Origin of the sequence: Campylobacter concisus, from assembly GCF_002913865.1 — a bacterium.
Classification (GTDB): domain Bacteria; phylum Campylobacterota; class Campylobacteria; order Campylobacterales; family Campylobacteraceae; genus Campylobacter_A; species Campylobacter_A concisus_AM.
On sequence record NZ_POYX01000046.1, the window covers coordinates 1 to 17614 of the forward strand.

The following is a 17614-nucleotide window of genomic DNA, read 5'->3' on the forward strand; positions in this document are numbered from 1 at the left end:
TTATTATTTTTTAAAGACGGTAAAGTTTGAAATATACTTACCACTTCAATATTTGAAAGAGCTTTTGTTAAAAATACTTCTTAGATAAATGTAAAATTAAAAAATAAAAATAGTATATGTATGTGAGGATGAAAATTAATGGATGATAATCGAGAAAGTTTAGTGTTCGAATGAAAATATTTTATATAGCAATTTTACTAAGCAGATTTTTATTTGCTTCTGAAATTTCAGAAGCTTTTGGGGATTTAGACGGTGATAGCGTGAATGAAAGGGTAGTAGTTTGGCAAGATAAAAATTCGCATAAAGTTTTACAAATTTTCAAAAAAGATAATAAAGGCCAGTGGGCTAAATGGCAAGAATTTAGTAATGTAATAATGAAGTCTGATGACGGCGGCGCCATGGGAGATCCTTTTGAGGGTTTGGAGATAAAAAATAGAGTGATCACAATAAATCATAGTGGTGGTGGCGGTAGATTTGAGTGGAGCTATGCCTATAAATACAGACTTGACTTAAAAGATAAAATTTGGAAACTAATAGGCGTTACTGTAAATATGCTAGATAAAAATGTAAGAGATCAAAACTTGGACTATAATCTCCTAACAAAGAAAGCTATATACAAGGTAGAGTGCTTAACCGAAGAGGTAAATAAATGCAAAAATATTAAAAATTTTATGTTTAATGTAAAAAATAATAATCAAATAAATATGAATGAAATAAAACTGGGAGAAAACCAACTTATCGTGCCAAAATATAATGAGAAAATATATTATTGATGCAATGTAAGATAAGGCGTAGTTAGATAGCTAGAGAAAACTAACATCATTTTTACGATAATTTAACTATCATAAATGATTTCTATTGGATTTTGCTTGGCTCAATATTAAGCGATAACGGCATTTTTTACTTATTTATGCTTTACATGGAACATGATAGCCTTTGTGTCTTATGTGTTTTAAATTTTATCTATATTGTGCTTAGACATTATAAATGGTAAAATCAGGTAAGTAGTTATAAATTTATAAAAGTATTTTGGAGGAAATTATGAAAAAAATACTGCTTACAGTAAGTGTAATATCTATGTTTTGCTGGTCAAGTGAGATTGTAGTTGATTGTGATAAGGGCTATGAAGAAAAAAATTGCAATGGCGACTATAGCTGCGTTGCGTCAAAGTGTATATATAAAAATACAGATTTGCTCGGGGCTTATAAGTACTATTTAAAGCAACACTTTCAAGATGACAATAAAGAGATATATATGAGCGCTTCCAAAGAGATGGGAATGCCAAATTTAAATAAAACTATAAGGCTTGAATATAAATTTAAAAGTAGACCTGAAAATAGTGAAAACACATGCTATTTCAGCCTAACAAGAGCTGGCAAAAACTATCTCAAACTTGAATATAATGACTGTTCTAATGAATCTCTTTTTAATGTTGATTTTAAAAAAGTCAATAATGGAATAGAAGTAATTTTGGATGGCGATAGCGGCGCATAAAATTGGTAAATTTACTAGATTTTAGATAAGCAACATAGTTTTGATACTGCTGATGGTCGGCATAAATTTATATCCTATTTTGAATATTATTTTGTGTGAGTTGTCGATATTATGTCAGTCAGCATTAAAATAAAAAAATTACGATGATAGAACATTAAATACTGGCTGAATAAAGTATTAAAATTTTAATCCAAACTCACAAGTAAATTTTAGATACAAAACTTTATCTTTACAATATTTTGTAAATGTCACACATTTCTGCTAAAATCGCCCCTTTTAATTTACCTAAAAGGGAGAAAATGAAGAGATATTTAGCCGAGTTTTTTGGCACATTTTGGTTAGTTTTTGGAGGTTGCGGTAGTGCGATATTTGCAGCAGCTTTTCCAGAGCTTGGCATTGGATTTGTAGGTGTTGCATTTGCTTTTGGTCTTACAGTTCTTACGATGGCTTACGCAGTTGGTCACATCAGTGGCGGACACTTCAACCCTGCTGTCTCAGTTGGCCTATTAATTGGCGGAAGATTTGATAAAAAAGACTTCGTGCCTTACGTCATCGCACAAGTTATCGGAGCGATCGCAGCTGCTGCTGTGCTATATCTTATCGCTTCAGGCAAGGCTGGATTTGACGCTACTGCAAGCGGTTTTGCTAGCAACGGATACGGCGAGCACTCACCAAATGGCTATAATCTAGTCTCAGCACTAGTTGCAGAGATAGTTCTAACTGCGTTTTTCCTTATCATCATCCTAGGTGCTACTGATGAGCGTGCTCCAAAGGGCTTTGCACCGATCGCTATTGGCCTTGGTTTGACGCTGATCCACCTTATCTCGATACCTATCACAAACACATCGGTTAATCCAGCTCGCTCAACTGGCGTTGCGATATTTCAAGGCACTTGGGCACTAGAGCAGCTTTGGCTTTTCTGGGTTGCACCTATCGTTGGAGCGATCATTGGAGCTATCATTTATAGGATTTTAGGCTGCACATGCGGTTGCAAAAGCGCAAAATAATCAAATTTTATACTTCAGGGGGCGATCTTCGCCCTTTCTACTTCTAAAAATTTAAATAAGTAAAAAGAAATTTATAATGTATCTTGAGGGGGTCATCTAAGAAATTTAATTCTTAGATGAAAAGAGGATTTAGGCCTTTTTTGTCATAGCCCTAATAGGTATAACAAATATCGCTGCAACTAGGTAAAAAACGATACCAAAGACAGCTGCCATCATAAATATCTCGCCGATATCATAAAAGCTTGACTCAAGCCTAATGGTATCCACGTAATTTATCGCAAACCATAATGCTACGCCAAGAGCGATAGCAAAAACAAAAAATCCCCAAGAAAATAAGAAATTTAAAATCTTAGTCATCAACTTTTCTCCTTTTTGAGTTTATTTATCTACCTTAAATCCGCCGCCAAGTGCTCTATAAACTTCAACCGCGCTATCTACCTCATCAAGCTTTGCAGAGACATCTTGAAGCTTTGCTTGAAGCAAATTTCTCTCCGCATCGAGAAGCTCTAAGTGACCGATATAGCCAGCGTTATACTGATCTTTAGCAAGCGAATAAATTTTTTGCTGCGATTGTAGCAAATTTTTTACCTGATCCAAAGAGAGCTTTGCGTTTTGCCTTGAGATAAGGGCATCTCTGACCTCACCAAGGGCCGATCTAACAGTCGCTTCGTAAGTGATAGCTGCGATTTGCTCATTTGTCTCAGCAACACGGACGTTGTTTTTTGTCCTGCCATAGTCAAATATTTTTTGCGCTAAAGAGCCACCTATATTCCAAGTATTGGCATTTCCTACAAATATATTTTCAAAATCAATACTTGTAAAGCCCAAAAGTCCAGTAAGTGAGATTGTAGGAAAATAATCAGCCTTTGCTACGCCAACAAGGGCATTTGTAGCTTTTAGATCTGCTAGCGCCTTTGCCACGTCACTTCTTCTAAGCAAGACATCTGAGCTGATGCCAGCGTTTATCTCAGGCGAGCTTGGTAAATTTTGCGCACTAGCAACAGCTCCTTTTAAAATTTCATCATTACTCTTGCCAGTTAAGATGGCTAGCGAAGTAAGCGCTTGCGACTTTGAGTTTAGCACTGAAGTTAGGCTAGTTTTTGCCCTTTCAACCTCAGCCTTGCTTTGCAGGTAGGTCATCTCATTTATGCCACCAAGATCAAGCTGCGTCTTGCGAAGTGCTAACGTATCTTCGTAGGTCTTTAGCGTCTCTTGAAGTACAGCCTCTTGCATATTTAGTGAAACTAGCGCAAAGTAGCTTTTTGCCACACTTGAGCTAAGGCTTAGTCTAGCGCTATCGTAGTCAAATTTGCTCGCATTTAAATTTTCATTAGCTGCAAGCACGCTATTTCGCACTCTACCCCAAAGATCTATCTCGTAGTTTAGCCCTAAATTTATGCTCGAGCTCCTATAACGTGTTTGAGGCTGCCCAGTGTAAGTTTCACCGCTGGTCTTTGCCTTGGTATAACTTACATTTAAATTTACCCCCGGTAGCAAGTCAGCCTCAGCAACGCCAAGGCTTGCCTTTGCTTTTTGTAAATTTAAATATGCAATGCGTAAATTTGTATTTTTCTCAAGCGCGCTTTCGACTAGAGAATTTAAATTTTCATCGTGAAATTCTTTCCACCAAAGATCTCTTATATCGCTTGTCTCGAAAGTGTATGTTGAGGTGAAATTTGTATCCACATTTGGCATATCTGGGCGAAACGAGCAACCAGCCAAAAACGCCGCTGTTATAAGTATAAACGCCTTATTTCTCATCTTTTTTTGCTCCCTTTTTCCAGTATTTTTCATTTAAATTTTCAAGCAAATAGTAAAACATAGGCACGAAAAATATCGCTATCGTAGTAGAAGCGATCATGCCTCCAACCACGCCAGTTCCAAGTGAGTGGCGAGATGCAGCGCCTGCGCCTGTGCTTATGACCATTGGGAAAACGCCTAAGGTAAATGCGATAGATGTCATAACGATAGGTCTAAAGCGAAGTTTAGCCGCATTTACAGCTGATTCAAATATGCTCTTTCCGCTCTCGCGCTCTTGCATAGCAAATTCTACGATCAAGATGGCGTTTTTAGCCGCCAGACCGATGAGTAGCAAGAGCCCTATCTCAAAGTAGATGTCGTTTGTTAGCCCTCTTATCCAAACAGCTAGCAACGAGCCAAATACCGCAAACGGCACGGCAGTGATGACTGCAAGTGGGATGAGCCATCTTTCGTACTGAGCAGCAAGGATCAAAAAGACAAAGACCATACCAAAGATAAAGGCGACCGTGCCTGTTCCTTGAGAATTTACCTCTTGATACGCAGTTCCTGCCCAGCTTATAGCGTAGTCATCGCTACTTAGCGTGTCATTTACGACCTCTTGGATCGCCCTTATCGCATCACCTGATGTGTAGCCAGGTTTTGGATCGCCCATGATCTTGGCCGCTGGAAAGAGGTTAAATCTATCAACGATATCAGGTCCGATCGATCTTGTAAGCGTCGCTACTGAATTTAATGGCACCATCTCGCCCTCATTTGAGCGAACGAAAATCTTTCTTAGATCCTCAGGGTTGTTTCTAAAGTTGTCGCTCGCCCTTGCGTATACGCGGTATGATTTACCTGCAAGGTTGAAGTCATTTATGTAGTAAGAGCCAAAAGTAGCCGCTATCGTGCTAAAAATTTCACTCTCGCTTACGCCAAATAGCCTTGCTTTCTCTTTATCGACCGTTATCTTAAACTGGCGGTAGTTTGTCTCAAGCGTCGTTCTCACGCCAGTTAGCTCAGGTCTTGCATTTGCTGCTGCAGTTACCTTTCTAGCGTCTGCTTCTATCTCGTTGTAGCTTTTGCCACTTTTGTTTTGTAGATACATCTCAAAGCCGCCAGTCATTGATAGACCCATGATAGGTGGCACATTTACGACAAAGGTCATTGAGTTTTTTGAACCCCAAAGCATGCCGTTAAACTGACCCACTAAGGCATCTGCACCGTCCGTTGCACCCTTTCTTTCGTTCCAGTCTTTTAGCTTGACAAAGCTAATGGCCGAGTTTTCTCTAAGTGAGCTAGCTAGCATATCATAGCCTGCAAATCCCATGGTAAATTCGACATTTGGGTTGCTCAAAATGGCGTTACTAATAGATTTTACCTCTTCTTTGGTCTTTAGCATATTTGTTGAAGGTGGAAGCGAGGTGATAACCATTAAAGCGCCCTTATCTTCTGAAGGCACAAGCCCTTTTGGCACCTTTTGAAAAAGGCCATACGTCGCAAATCCCATTATGCCAATGACTATAAAGCTAATGATGACGTGTTTTAAAATTTTTGCCACGCCTGCTGTAAAGAGCCTAGTGCTAAAGTCAAAAAAGTCGTTAAATTTCTGAACTATCCAAAATGGCTTGTTCTCTTGTTTTTTAAGCATAACCGCACAAAGTGCTGGCGTAAGAGTAAGAGCGACAAAGCCTGAGATACAAACAGCAACAACAAGCGTTAATGCAAACTGCTTTTGTATAACGCCAACAAAGCCCTCCATAAATGAAACTGGCACGAAAACCGCGCAAAGCACGAGCACGATAGAGATGACTGGGGTTTGTACCTCCTCCATCGCCTTATATGTCGCGTCTTTTACGCTTATCTCTTTATCTTCATGCAAAATTCTCTCAACGTTTTCTATAACTATGATCGCGTCATCTACGACGATACCGATGGCTAGGATCAGGGCAAAAAGTGTGATCAAATTTATACTAAAGCCCATAACATAAAGACCGCCAAATGTGCCTATGATAGAGACTGGCACGGCAAGCATTGGTATGATGGTAGCTCTAAAGCTCTTTAAGAAGAAGTACATTACGATAAGAACTAGTACCATCGCTTCTATGAAAGTTTTTATAACTTCGTCTATTGAGACGGTGATAAATTCAGTTGGGTTGTAGGCTATGGTGTGCTCTAGACCAACTGGATAGGTTTTCTTTAGCTCTTCAAGCTTTGCTTTGACCGCTTCAGCAGTTGCAAGTGCGTTTGCGTCATTTTGTAAAAATAGTAAAAGTGGCACTGCTGGCTTGCCATTTAGCATAGCTTCAGATGCGTAGCTAGCAGCTCCAAGCTCGACTGTGGCGACCTCTTTTAGTTTGACGACGCTGCCGTTTTCACTTTTTATCAAAATTTCGCCAAACTGCTTTGGATCTTTAAAACGTCCTTCAGAAACTACAGAATAGACATAAGGGTTTTCACCCTTTGATGGCTGCTCGCCGATCTTGCCAGCGGCGTATTGTGAGTTTTGAATTTTTACTTGAGAGATGACGTCGCTTGGAGTTAGTTTAAACTGAGCAAGTCTGTCTGGCTTTAGCCAAATTCTCATTGAGTATTCTTTGTTGCCAATTAGCACCGTATCGCCGATGCCATTTACCCTTTTGATCGCGTCAGCGATGTTTAAATTTACATAGTTGTATAACTCAACTTGGTTCATATTTGGATTTGTAAAGCCAACTACTTGAAGGATCGAACCGCTTCTTTCACGCACCGTTACACCCATATTTTGCACCTCTTGAGGTAGCCTTGAAAGGGCAGCTTGCACGCGGTTATTTACATCTATAGTAGCTTGCTTTGCTGATGAGCCGATCTTAAAATATACACTTATATTCATAGTGCCTGCTGAGCTTGATGTGCTTTGCATATAGAGCATATTTTCAACACCATTTATCTGATCCTCAATGGCGCTTGCGACTGAGTCAGCGATCGTCTGTGCATCAGCACCGCTATATGTCGCAGTTACAGAGACAGTAGGCGGGGTAAGACTTGGATACTCCTCTATAGGAAGCCCCTTGATACCCATAAAACCTGCTATAACTATGATGATAGATATAACAGTTGCAAATATCGGGCGGTTTATGAAAAATCTTGAAAACATCTATCTGCCTTTACTTGCTACTTGTAGCGTTTGCATCTTTGTTTAAGAAATTTGCGCTTAAGTCTTTATCAGTTTCAACTGGTGCGCCAACTCCGATTTTAAGGAAGTTATTAACTATTATCTTATCGCCCTCTTCAAGGCCCTCAGTCACTACGACCATATCCTTTGTTTGGTAGCTAGTTTTAACATTTTTCTGGCTTACTTTGCCATCTTTTACGACTAAAACATAAGTGTTCGTAGCGCTTTGCTGAAGGGCAACTTGCGGGATGTTAAAGGCATTTTTTTGCACAAATCCGCTCATCTTTATATGGCCAAATGCACCTGGTAAAATTTTGCCCTCGCTGTTATCAAAGCTAGCCTTTGCCAAAACGCTGCCAGTCGCGGTATTTACGACGTTATCTATAAATGTCACTTTGCCAGTGAAATTTTCATTGTTTAAATTTAAGACAGCCTCGCTATTTAGTTGCTGCCAAGCGCCGTTATCTAAATTTGCTTTTCTACTTAGATTATCCACGTCTGCGATGTAAAAGTCAGCCTCGATCGGATTTATCTTTGTTAGTCTTACAAGCTGGATTTGGCTTGCTGTTACAAGTGAGCCAACATCTACTTTATTATCGCCAACAACGCCGTCAAATGGAGCCGTGATAGTTGTATAGCCAAGATCAATCTTGGCATTTTTTAAAGTTGCTTTTGCGCTTACTAAAGTTGCATTTGCGATGTCATAAGCTGCAACGGCTGCGTCGTAGTCTTTTTGAGAGACTGCGTTTTTCTTATAAAGGGCAGAAATTCTTTTAAACTCAGTCTGCGCATTTTTTAAATTTGCATTTGCCACGCCAACAGCTGCGTCAAGCGAGTCAAAGCTGGCTTGATATTTCTCTGGATCTATCAAAAATAGCTTATCTCCAGCCTTGACCTTGTCGCCTGGCTTAAAAAACTGCTTTATGATCGTGCCACTAACTTTTGGATAGATGATGACATCTTGGTTGCTAGTAACTGTTGCCGTGTAGTCAAAGCTAATAGGCACATCTGCTTTTTGTGCAACGAAAATATCAACGTGAGATGGTGGCATTTGACGGCCTGCAGCAGCCTTTTTGTCGCCACTTTCAAAGCAGCCAGAAAATAAAAAAACGGCAGCTGAGAGCACAAGAAAACTTTTAAATTTCAACATAAAAACCTCTCTTAATTTTAAAATTTAATCCCAAATTTAGTTTTGTAATAATCATTACAAAATTTTAAAAGTCTCTGACTATAACTAAAAATAAATTAAAAGTCAATTTTGCTTTTTAATAATGCCATTTAAAAATAACTCAACACACAAGGCAACGTGCTCTTCACGCACCTTTTTGCTTAGTTTTGGCTCCTCGTCTAATATGAGGGCGTTGTAGTAATGTGACCCCTTTACATTTTCTATAAAGCATTTTGCAGCAAATTTGGCTGGAAATTTTGGATTTAGCTGTGATTTTATCTCATCTCTTTCAAAGAAATTTATAAGCACAAGGTCGATCTTGTTTAAAATTTGATCTAAAAATGCCCTGCCAAGCTTGCCACCATTTTTAGAACCCTCACTCATCATTATCCTGCCAAGTGAGATATTTTTCTTGGTGCAGATGATAGAAAAAATAATGGTTGCAAATTTGGTTAAAAACTCCTCCAAGCTGTGAGAAATTTTAAGATCTATCCTCTCATCGACCTCTTTTATAAGCGCATCTATCTCTTGCTCGATGATCGCTTGAAAAAGCCCCTCTTTGCTCTCAAAAAATGTGTAAATGCTTGCAAGCGAGCCGCCACTTATCGACACGATATCGCTAAGGCTTGTCTTTTCGTAGCCATTTTTTAAAAATAGATCAAGCGCTGTTTTTACGATGAGCTCGTATCGTTTTTTGCCTTTTTCTGAGATCGCCATTTTACTTCCCACTAAATTTTTCGCCATTTTATCATCTTTTTGGATAGATAAAAGTGCTGGCTCTTTGCACGCTGATAGTTGGCTCGTCAGTGGCGTAAGCTCTTATATTTATATGTTTTAAAAGATCTTTTTCGCTCGTGTTTTCATTTTTTGACTTTAGAGTGACGATGACCTTTTGTTTTGCGCCAGCTTTTAGCGTAAAAGGCCTATTTGGACGCGAAATTTCTATATTTTTATCATCTATCTCAAAGAAAAATGTATGCTCTTTATTTTGGGTGTTTTGCACTAAAAATACATAAGAATTTTCAACCTCACCTTGATCTAAAACCTTGTAAAGTTCGCTAGTTCTATTTATATTTAAAAGCATGCTCTCTTTTTTACCACTCATCAGCGCCGCAGCTACTAAGACAACGCATAAAATGACAAGATAAGCAACCGTTCTAAATCTAAAAATTTTCACCTTTTTATTTTCATTTTGAGAATTTATACTTCTCCACTCTATAAGCGAGCTCTCGTTAAAGTGCCCCATCACTTTAGCGCACGCATCGCTACATTCAAGGCAGTTTATACACTCAAGTTGCATGCCTTTTCTTATATCTATATGCGTTGGGCATATCCTCACGCAGGCTTCGCAGCCAGTGCAAAGCGCGCCTTCTTCTTTTGGCTTTTTAAATTTCTCCCGGCCCTCATATATGACGCCGCCTCGTTTTTGATTGTAGATAACTTGTATCGTGTCGCTATCAAACATAACTGACTGCACCCTCGCATACGGGCAGACATAGACGCAGAAATTCTCTTTTAAAATGACCACGTCATAGACTAGCCAAGCAGCGATACCAAGCCAAAATGCAAGTAAAATTTTATGTTCGCTTGGCTCGCTTATATAGGCTAAAAACTCAAATGGTGGCACAAAAAACCACATAAAATTTGCAGCTATGATAAGAGCTAAAACGCACCAAATTCCAACAGCTATTGCACGTTTTAAAATTTGACCTTGTGGCTCATTTTGTTTGTTTTGGATGTTTTTTCTGATCTTTAAAATTTTAGTCTGCAAAAGGTCACGAAAGAGCGCTCTAAAAATTGTCTGCGGACAGCTCCAACCGCACCATACGCGCCCTGCAAGCGTCGTTAGGAAAAATATAGTCAAAAACAAAGTGATAAACAAAAACGGCATCAAATATAGCTCTTGCATATCAAATTTTGTAAAAAATAGATCGACTCTGCTCTTATCAAAACTCAGCAAAAATAGCTGCGCGTCGTTTATCCTGATAAATGGCAAAATAAATACAAATAGTGTGATACAGGCAAAAAAAATGTAACGCCTCTTGGCGTAGCTAAGATGAAGATCCTTTGACATGGTGAGCCTTTTTGATTTTTTGTGATTATACATTAAAACAACTTTAAACCCATTTTTGCCCCTTTTCTAAGGTATATTTTTACAAATTTATTAAAGGAGCGTGCATGATTTCTAGACGAAAATTTATAAAGACAAGTTTAGCAGCCACAACACTAGCTGCTTTAAATTTAGAGGCATCACAAAACGAGCCAAAATGGGATAAAGAATTTGATGTACTTATCGTTGGTAGCGGACTTAGCGCAAATGTTGCTGGTATAGTTTTAGCAGAGGCTGGACTAAAGGTAGCGCTGATTGAAAAGATGTCAAGGCTTGGTGGCAACTCGGTCATTTCACAGCTTGACTTTGCATGCGTTGGATCAGACGAACAGATAAATGCTGGCATAAAAGACTCCATAGAACTTTTCGTCAAAGACCTAAACAAAGCAGGTAAAGGTTTTAACGACGTTGCACAATCTTTACGCATAGCTGAAAATTCGAAACGATCGTATGAATTTGTAAAGGCAAGAGGCGTTAAATTTGCTAACAAGCTAAAACATCTTGGTGGACATAGCGTAGCTAGAAGCTTAGAGACAGAGGGCGGTGGTGGAGCGTTTGTTCAGACTTTAAATTCGCACTTTGAAAGTAAAGGCGGGGCAAGTCTTAAGCGCGTAAAAGCTGATGAGATTATATTTGACGAAAGTGGCAAGGTAGCAGGCTTAAAGGTGAGAGAAGAGTATAAATTTGATAAGAGCTTGGCTGATGATGATCTGCAAAATACAACAGGTGATAGCAAATTTTACAAAGCAAATAAGGCTGTCATCTTTGCAAGCGGTGGATATTCGGCAGATAAGGCATTTAAAGCTGCTCAAAATCCAAGATTAGCCCTTGCTAAAACACCTTCAAATCCAGGTGCAACAGCTGGTGCTTTAAAGATGATGTTAGCAGTTGGAGCAACGCCTATCCAGCTAAGTCTTGGCAGGTACTCTTTTGGTATCCCAACAGAAGACCTCGTCTTTTCAATGATAGTTGATGGTAAAAACTCAAAAAGATTTATGAATGAAGATGGCGACAGGCAGGTCTTGTCAGATAAAATTTTAGAAAATATGCAAGATAACAGCTCAGATAAATTTGCAGTGATAATCTTTGATGAGATCGGTTTTGGAAGCAGCCATGATCCAAAAAGGCTAAATAAATTTGTAGAAGATGGAAAGATGAAGAAATTTCAAAATTTGGATGAACTAGCAAAAGAATTTGGGCTAAATTTAGAGGTTTTAAACAGCGAGATCAAGCGATATAATGAAAATATAGAGAAAAAAGATGATAGTGACTTTAAAAAGGACCTTAGTAAGGTAAATCCTATCTCAAAAGCGCCATTTTACGGCATGTTGGCAGCTCCTGGCATAAGCTATACGCCAGGTGGAGTCAGGGTTAGTTTAAATTTTGAAGTGCTAGGCCTAAAAGACAATATGCCTATTAAAAATTTATATGCCATAGGCGAAGCAACAGGCGGAATTCACGGCTATGCAAGGCTGACAAGCTGCTCTACACCAGACTGCATTAGCTCTGGTTTGATAGCTGCTGAGCATATTTTAAAAGCTTAAATTTATGAAAGTTAAACTATACTCACGGCTTATTTTAATCTGAAAGGTGGTGAGGACGTTGCCTGGTATTAAGGTACATCCTAACGAGTCATTTGACGAGGGTTACAGAAAGTTTAAAAAACAAACTGACCGTAACTTAGTCGTTACTGAAGCAAGAGCTAGACGCTTCTTTGAGCCTAAAACTGAGATCCGCAAGAAACAAAAAATTGCAGCTCGCAAGAAAATGCTTAAACGTCTTTATATGCTTAGACGCTACGAGTCAAGACTCTAAAACCAAGACAAAGAGGGCTTTGCTCTCTTTGTTTAACTCTTCTTTTAGCCTTATTTTTTTATAATCAAAGCAATTTTTTTATTTTATTTTAAACGGAAATCCGATGCAAAAGCTAGCTGTAAATGAAGCTGCAGAAATTTTAGGCATAACAAAAGAAGCAGTCTATAATAGAATCCGCCGAGGCTCGTTAAAAACGGTCATTGAAAATGGCACTAAATTTGTCATCCTTGACGAGGAGCCAAGTAGCGAAAAACCCACAAAAACCGCTCCAAAAAGCACAAAACCTAAATCCCAAAACGACGAGTTTGTAAGCTATTTGCTAAATGAGCTAAGCGAGCTAAAGAGCTTAAATTTAAATTTGCAAGCCGATAAAGATAGGCTTTTTAAAGAAAAAGAGCAGATGCTCATCGAGCGCAAAAATGAAATTTTGCAAATTTATAAGGACAGAGACGAGAAGCTCATGCAGTTTCTAAACGCTATGCAAAGGCCACTTTTAGCACCTAAAAACGAAAGTGCTGCAAGCGAAGTGGCGATAGATGCGCAGATAGAGGACGAGTCAAAATGGATAAATTTAAGCGAATACCTAAAGGAGTTAAATTTAAAACCAAAAGCGACAAAAAAGATTAGTGAAAAGATAATAAAAGCGATACATCACTCCAAATTTATAAAATTTAAACGCGGCGTGATACTTGTTAGAAGACATAAAAATTTAAAAGAGTTGATAGGAGAGATATGAAACACATTAAAAAGATAGCAACTTATGCTGCGGTTGGGGGATTTGGTGCCATTATCATGGCTGGACTTGCTGGTTGCGGAAGCGACGATGGCGGTAACGAAAACGCACTAAACGAAGTTGCGCAAAAAAACGGCGCCTTTGTCATTATCGAGGAGAGCGCACCTGGCGTTTATAAAATCTTAGAAGAGTATCCAAGCACCGAAACTAGGGTCGTGCTAAAAGATATGAACGGCACTGAGCGCGTGCTAAGTAAAGACGAGATCGATAAACTTCTAGCGCAAGCAAACGCAAAGATCGACAACAACACTTCAAATTTGACAAGAACGAGCGACGCACAGCTAAGTAGCGGCGGACTAAGCCTTGGCGAGACTATCCTTGCTTCAGCAGCTGGCGCGATACTTGGTAGCTGGATAGGCAGTAAGCTTTTTGGCAACCAAAATTTCCAAGCAAATCGCCAAAGCACATATAAAAATCCAAGTGCCTACACAAGAAGTGTGGATAGCTTTAACAAGCAAAAAGTGGCAAATTCTGCTGCAAGAAGCAGTGGCGGTAAGAGTGGGTTTTTTGGTGGTGGCTCAAAGTCAGGCTCTAGCTCATCAAGTTTTGGAGGCTGAAAATGATAAATTTAAGAAAAATCACCCCATTAAACAACGAATTCATGGAGAAAATCGGCTTTGCATGGCATACAGATAACGATAACAGCTCATATATCGCTGATGAGATCGTGCAAGTAAGCGAAAAAGAGGCAAATGCCTACTACGAGGCGGCAAACGAGCTATATGATATGTATGTAAATGCCGCTCAGCACGTCATAGACAACAACCTTTTTCACGAGATAGGCATACCATTTAACCTTGTTGATATCATAAAAAATAGCTGGGAAAATGACGTTCATTGGCACCTTTACGGCAGATTTGACCTAGCGGGTGGGCTTGATGGCAAGCCTATAAAGCTCATCGAGTTTAACGCCGATACGCCAACGGCAGTCTTTGAGACCGCGATCATTCAGTGGGCGATGCTAAAGCTAAATCACATGGACGAAGCAGCCCAGTTTAACGACCTTTACGAGTCGCTAAAGCAAAATTTCAAACGCCTTATCACGCTTGGTGACGAGGATGCCGACTTTGACGAGCTTTACGAGGACTGGGGGATACTATTTAGCAGTATCGCAGGCAGTATCGAGGACGAGCAGACCGTAAAACTACTGCAATACATCGCAAAAGAGGCTGGCTTTGAAACAGACTTTGCCTACGTTGACGAGGTCGTTTTCAATGATGACGAGGGTATTTTTAAAGGCGATGAAAATTTCGAGTACTGGTTTAAGCTTGTCCCTTGGGAGAGCATAGCGATCGACGAGGGAGAGCTGGCACTCATACTTTCAAACATCATCAAAAACCAAAAAGCTATCATCATAAATCCAGCCTACACGCTGCTTTTCCAAAGCAAGGGGATTTTAAAAATCCTTTGGGATCTATATCCTAATCACCCGCTCTTGCTTGAAACCTCAAATGAGCCGCTAAAAGGCAAAAAATATGTGAAAAAGCCGGTATTTGGCAGAGAAGGCGCAAACGTCTCGATACACGATGAAAACGGCGCACAAATAGCAAGTAATGACGGCGAATACGACTCAAACAAAGCCATCTATCAAGAATTTTACGAGTTTAATCAAGATGAGAGAGGCGAGAGCTACCAAGCTGGCGTATTTTATGCTTATGAAGCGTGCGCGCTTGGATATAGAAAGGGCGGCAAAATTTTAGATAACTACTCTAAATTTGTAGGACATTTCATTAAGGATTAAAGATGAAGATCGTTTGTTTAGACGCGGCCACGCTTGGCGAAAACGTTGATCTTAGTGTTTTTAAGAAATTTGGCGAGTTTATCAGCTACCAAAAAACTAAGAGCGAAGAGGTCGTGCCACGTCTAAAGGGCGTTGATATCGTCATCACAAACAAGGTCGTCATCGACAAAGCTGTGATGGACGCGACAAATTTAAAGCTTATCTGCATAAGCGCAACTGGCATGAATAACGTAGATCTAGAGCACGCAAAAGCTAAAAATATAGCTGCGAAAAACGTCGCTGGCTACTCTACTGCAAGCGTCGTGCAGCACACATTTGCCTTGCTTTTTGAGCTAACAAATCGCATAAAATTTTATGATGAGTACGTAAAAAACGGCGAGTGGGTGAAGAGTGAAATTTTCACCTATCTTGGCGCAGATATCAGCGAGATCGCTGGTAAAGAATTTGGCATCATCGGACTTGGCGAGATAGGACGTAGCGTGGCAGCAGTGGCACGTGCATTTGGCGCAAACGTGAGCTATTACTCGACAAGTGGAGCAAATAAAAATAGCGAATTTGCGCAAAAAAGCTTAGATGAGCTACTAAGAAGCAGCGACATCATCAGCATCCACGCGCCACTAAATGAAAAGACTAGAAATTTACTGGGCGCAAACGAGATAAATTTGCTAAAAGATAAGGCGATAGTGCTAAATTTAGGACGTGGCGGCATAGTGGACGAGGCGGCGATGGCAAGGGCGATAGATGAGAGAAATCTGCGTTTTGGCACCGACGTTTTGGAACGTGAGCCAATGAGCGAAAATAGCCCATTTTTAAATGTAAAAAAGAAGTCAAATCTACTCATCACCCCGCACGTAGCATGGGGCAGCTTGGAGGCTAGAAAACGGCTGATCTCACTGATAGTTAAAAATATAGAAGAATTTATAAAAGGATAGAAAATGGCAACTGAACACAGCTTTGATATAAGTGCCGAGGTCGATATGATGGAGGTTAAAAACGCTCTTGAGACGGCTAAAAAAGAGATCGCAGCAAGGTATGACTTTAAGGGGCTTGCGGCCGAAGTCGAGCTAAATGAAAAAGAGAAATTTATAACGCTTCTTAGCTCAAGCGATAGCAAGATCGATGCGCTAAAAGATATAGTGATCTCAAAGCTCATCAAGCGCAATATCCCACCAGTTGCGATCACAGAGACAAAAAGAGAGCCAGCGAGCGGGGGAAATTTAAAGGCGACGCTAAAACTAAACGATACGCTTGACGGCGAAAACTCAAAAAAGATCACCAAAGCGATCAAAGACTCAAAGATCAAGGTGAGCGCGCAGATCAGGGGCGAAGAGATCAGAGTGACAAGCAAAAACATAGATGATCTGCAGGAGTGTATAAAGCTGGTTAGGGGGTTAAGCCTAGAACTTCCGATAAGCTTTAAAAACCTAAAATAATGGCCTCTCGTGAGCGCCTTTAAATGAGCTAGAAAAATTCTCGCTCCGCAGGCTAAGTACCTAGTGCACGCTTAGTTTTTCGTCGCAACATTTAAATCCATCTCACGATATTTTTGTTTAAATTTGGTAAGTTGGCAGGCTAAATTTTTGAAATCGCCTAGCCTAGTTTTGCGAAACTGCCACTAAATTTTTCATTTAATATTTAGCTATTTAGCCTAAATTTGGCAGTTTTTTGCAAATTTACACTTAAATTTATTTCACTAAGGATAAAAAATGAGTTTTTTTAAGAAAATTTTTGGCAAGCAAATCGATCTTGGCGAGCAAATGCCGATCTATTTTGTAAGTAGCGACGAAGACTACATGCAGCGCGCATTTGAGCAGGCTCGTGAGAGCTTTGGATACTTTTGGCGTGAGCTTTACTGGGAGCGCCGCAGGATCGTGCCAGGGCTTGATTTTGCGATGGTAAAAATTTGCTTTCTTGACACTATAAACGGCGAAGAGGTGGGCGAGCACATGTGGATAAATGACGTTGAATTTGACGGCGAAATGATATATGGCACGCTCGTAAATGAGCCAGACACCGTGCAAAACGTAAAAGTTGGCGATCAAGTAAGCGCGAAGATAGATGAGATGAGCGACTGGCTTTTTGCCATTGGTGGGCGCGCATACGGCGGATTTAGCGTGCAGGCGATGCGTTCACGCATGCAAAAAGATGAGCTAGCCGAGCATGACGCAGCTTGGGGGCTTGATTTTGGCGATTTTAACGATATCTTGGTCGTTTACGAGCAAAAAGAGCATCCAGAAAATTTGATAGAGCATCCGATGAGTAAAAATATGACCGAGCAGTTTGAAAACTACGCAAAAGAGCACCCAAGCGTAGCCACAGACGCTGATGAGTTTGGATATACACAGCTTCACCACGAGGCGATCGCTGGAAATTTAAACCTTGTAAATCTCTTGCTAAAATACGGCGCTGATAAAAATGCCCGCACAAAAAGTGGCAAAACGGCGGCTGAATTTGCTAAGCAAATAGGCTGGAGCGAAATCGCAAAGGTGCTTAGCTAGTTAATTTTTTAAATTTAAAGATGTTTTAAATAAAAAAGGTTTTGAAATATGAAAAGCTTTGAGAGATTGGTTGAAGATAAAAATAGAGTTATTA

The 17614-nt window shown here is 39.8% G+C and carries 17 protein-coding genes; 11 read left to right on the forward strand and 6 right to left on the reverse strand.

Features of this window, described 5'->3' with window-relative positions:
- Positions 1 to 170 precede the first annotated feature (170 nt).
- The 3 genes from CYP77_RS02665 to aqpZ all read left to right on the forward strand — a co-directional run bounded on the left by CYP77_RS02665 (position 171) and on the right by aqpZ (position 2501).
- Positions 171 to 773 (forward strand): hypothetical protein, encoded by a 603-nt coding sequence (locus tag CYP77_RS02665; protein WP_103566715.1) that lies wholly within the window; start codon positions 171 to 173, stop codon positions 771 to 773.
- Between the two features lie 268 nt (positions 774 to 1041).
- Positions 1042 to 1494: a hypothetical protein gene (locus CYP77_RS02670; protein WP_103567970.1), complete on the forward strand. Its 453-nt coding sequence runs from the start codon at positions 1042 to 1044 to the stop codon at positions 1492 to 1494.
- Between the two features lie 299 nt (positions 1495 to 1793).
- A complete protein-coding gene (gene aqpZ / locus CYP77_RS02675; protein WP_103567969.1) occupies positions 1794 to 2501 on the forward strand; it encodes an aquaporin Z in 708 nt (235 codons plus the stop codon).
- 129 nt (positions 2502 to 2630) lie between these two features.
- On the opposite strand, the gene CYP77_RS02680 is transcribed toward aqpZ, so the two are convergent.
- The 6 genes from CYP77_RS02680 to ccoG all read right to left on the reverse strand — a co-directional run bounded on the left by CYP77_RS02680 (position 2631) and on the right by ccoG (position 10637).
- Positions 2631 to 2858, reverse strand: coding sequence for a hypothetical protein (locus CYP77_RS02680; protein WP_009295001.1), 228 nt, complete (start codon positions 2856 to 2858; stop codon positions 2631 to 2633).
- A gap of 21 nt (positions 2859 to 2879) precedes the next feature.
- The gene (locus CYP77_RS02685; protein WP_103567968.1) at positions 2880 to 4262 is read right to left on the reverse strand and encodes an efflux transporter outer membrane subunit; all 1383 of its coding nucleotides are present in this window, start codon (positions 4260 to 4262) and stop codon (positions 2880 to 2882) included.
- Positions 4252 to 7377: an efflux RND transporter permease subunit gene (locus CYP77_RS02690; RefSeq protein WP_103567967.1), complete on the reverse strand. Its 3126-nt coding sequence runs from the start codon at positions 7375 to 7377 to the stop codon at positions 4252 to 4254. Before CYP77_RS02690 ends, CYP77_RS02685 begins: the two co-directional genes overlap by 11 nt.
- A 10-nt stretch (positions 7378 to 7387) precedes the next feature.
- Positions 7388 to 8545 (reverse strand): efflux RND transporter periplasmic adaptor subunit, encoded by a 1158-nt coding sequence (locus CYP77_RS02695; RefSeq protein ID WP_103567966.1) that lies wholly within the window; start codon positions 8543 to 8545, stop codon positions 7388 to 7390.
- A gap of 102 nt (positions 8546 to 8647) precedes the next feature.
- Positions 8648 to 9307, reverse strand: a complete 660-nt coding sequence (locus tag CYP77_RS02700; protein WP_258033418.1) for a TetR/AcrR family transcriptional regulator — start codon at positions 9305 to 9307, stop codon at positions 8648 to 8650.
- A 4-nt stretch (positions 9308 to 9311) separates the two neighbouring features.
- Positions 9312 to 10637, reverse strand: coding sequence for a cytochrome c oxidase accessory protein CcoG (ccoG, locus tag CYP77_RS02705; RefSeq protein ID WP_103567965.1), 1326 nt, complete (start codon positions 10635 to 10637; stop codon positions 9312 to 9314).
- 104 nt (positions 10638 to 10741) lie between these two features.
- On the opposite strand from ccoG, the gene CYP77_RS02710 reads away from it, so the two are divergent.
- From CYP77_RS02710 to CYP77_RS02745, 8 genes are all read left to right on the forward strand, one after another.
- Complete coding sequence (locus CYP77_RS02710) at positions 10742 to 12217, forward strand: FAD-dependent oxidoreductase (RefSeq protein WP_103567964.1); 1476 nt, start codon at positions 10742 to 10744, stop codon at positions 12215 to 12217.
- 58 nt (positions 12218 to 12275) lie between these two features.
- Positions 12276 to 12488: a 30S ribosomal protein S21 gene (rpsU, locus tag CYP77_RS02715; RefSeq protein WP_009294994.1), complete on the forward strand. Its 213-nt coding sequence runs from the start codon at positions 12276 to 12278 to the stop codon at positions 12486 to 12488.
- Between the two features lie 103 nt (positions 12489 to 12591).
- Positions 12592 to 13224, forward strand: a complete 633-nt coding sequence (locus CYP77_RS02720; RefSeq protein ID WP_103567963.1) for a DNA-binding protein — start codon at positions 12592 to 12594, stop codon at positions 13222 to 13224.
- Positions 13221 to 13838, forward strand: a complete 618-nt coding sequence (locus CYP77_RS02725) for a UPF0323 family lipoprotein (protein ID WP_103567962.1) — start codon at positions 13221 to 13223, stop codon at positions 13836 to 13838. The genes CYP77_RS02720 and CYP77_RS02725 overlap by 4 nt, the downstream gene beginning before the upstream one ends.
- Before the next feature lie 2 nt (positions 13839 to 13840).
- Entirely contained in the window at positions 13841 to 15022 is a 1182-nt protein-coding gene (locus CYP77_RS02730; protein WP_103567961.1) for a glutathionylspermidine synthase family protein, read from the forward strand.
- A 2-nt stretch (positions 15023 to 15024) separates the two neighbouring features.
- The gene (locus CYP77_RS02735) at positions 15025 to 15954 is read left to right on the forward strand and encodes a D-2-hydroxyacid dehydrogenase (protein WP_103567960.1); all 930 of its coding nucleotides are present in this window, start codon (positions 15025 to 15027) and stop codon (positions 15952 to 15954) included.
- Between the two features lie 3 nt (positions 15955 to 15957).
- Positions 15958 to 16455: a YajQ family cyclic di-GMP-binding protein gene (locus CYP77_RS02740; RefSeq protein WP_103567959.1), complete on the forward strand. Its 498-nt coding sequence runs from the start codon at positions 15958 to 15960 to the stop codon at positions 16453 to 16455.
- Positions 16456 to 16728: 273 nt separating this feature from the next.
- Positions 16729 to 17520, forward strand: coding sequence for a YegJ family protein (locus tag CYP77_RS02745; protein WP_103567958.1), 792 nt, complete (start codon positions 16729 to 16731; stop codon positions 17518 to 17520).
- The last annotated feature ends 94 nt before the right edge of the window (positions 17521 to 17614 follow it).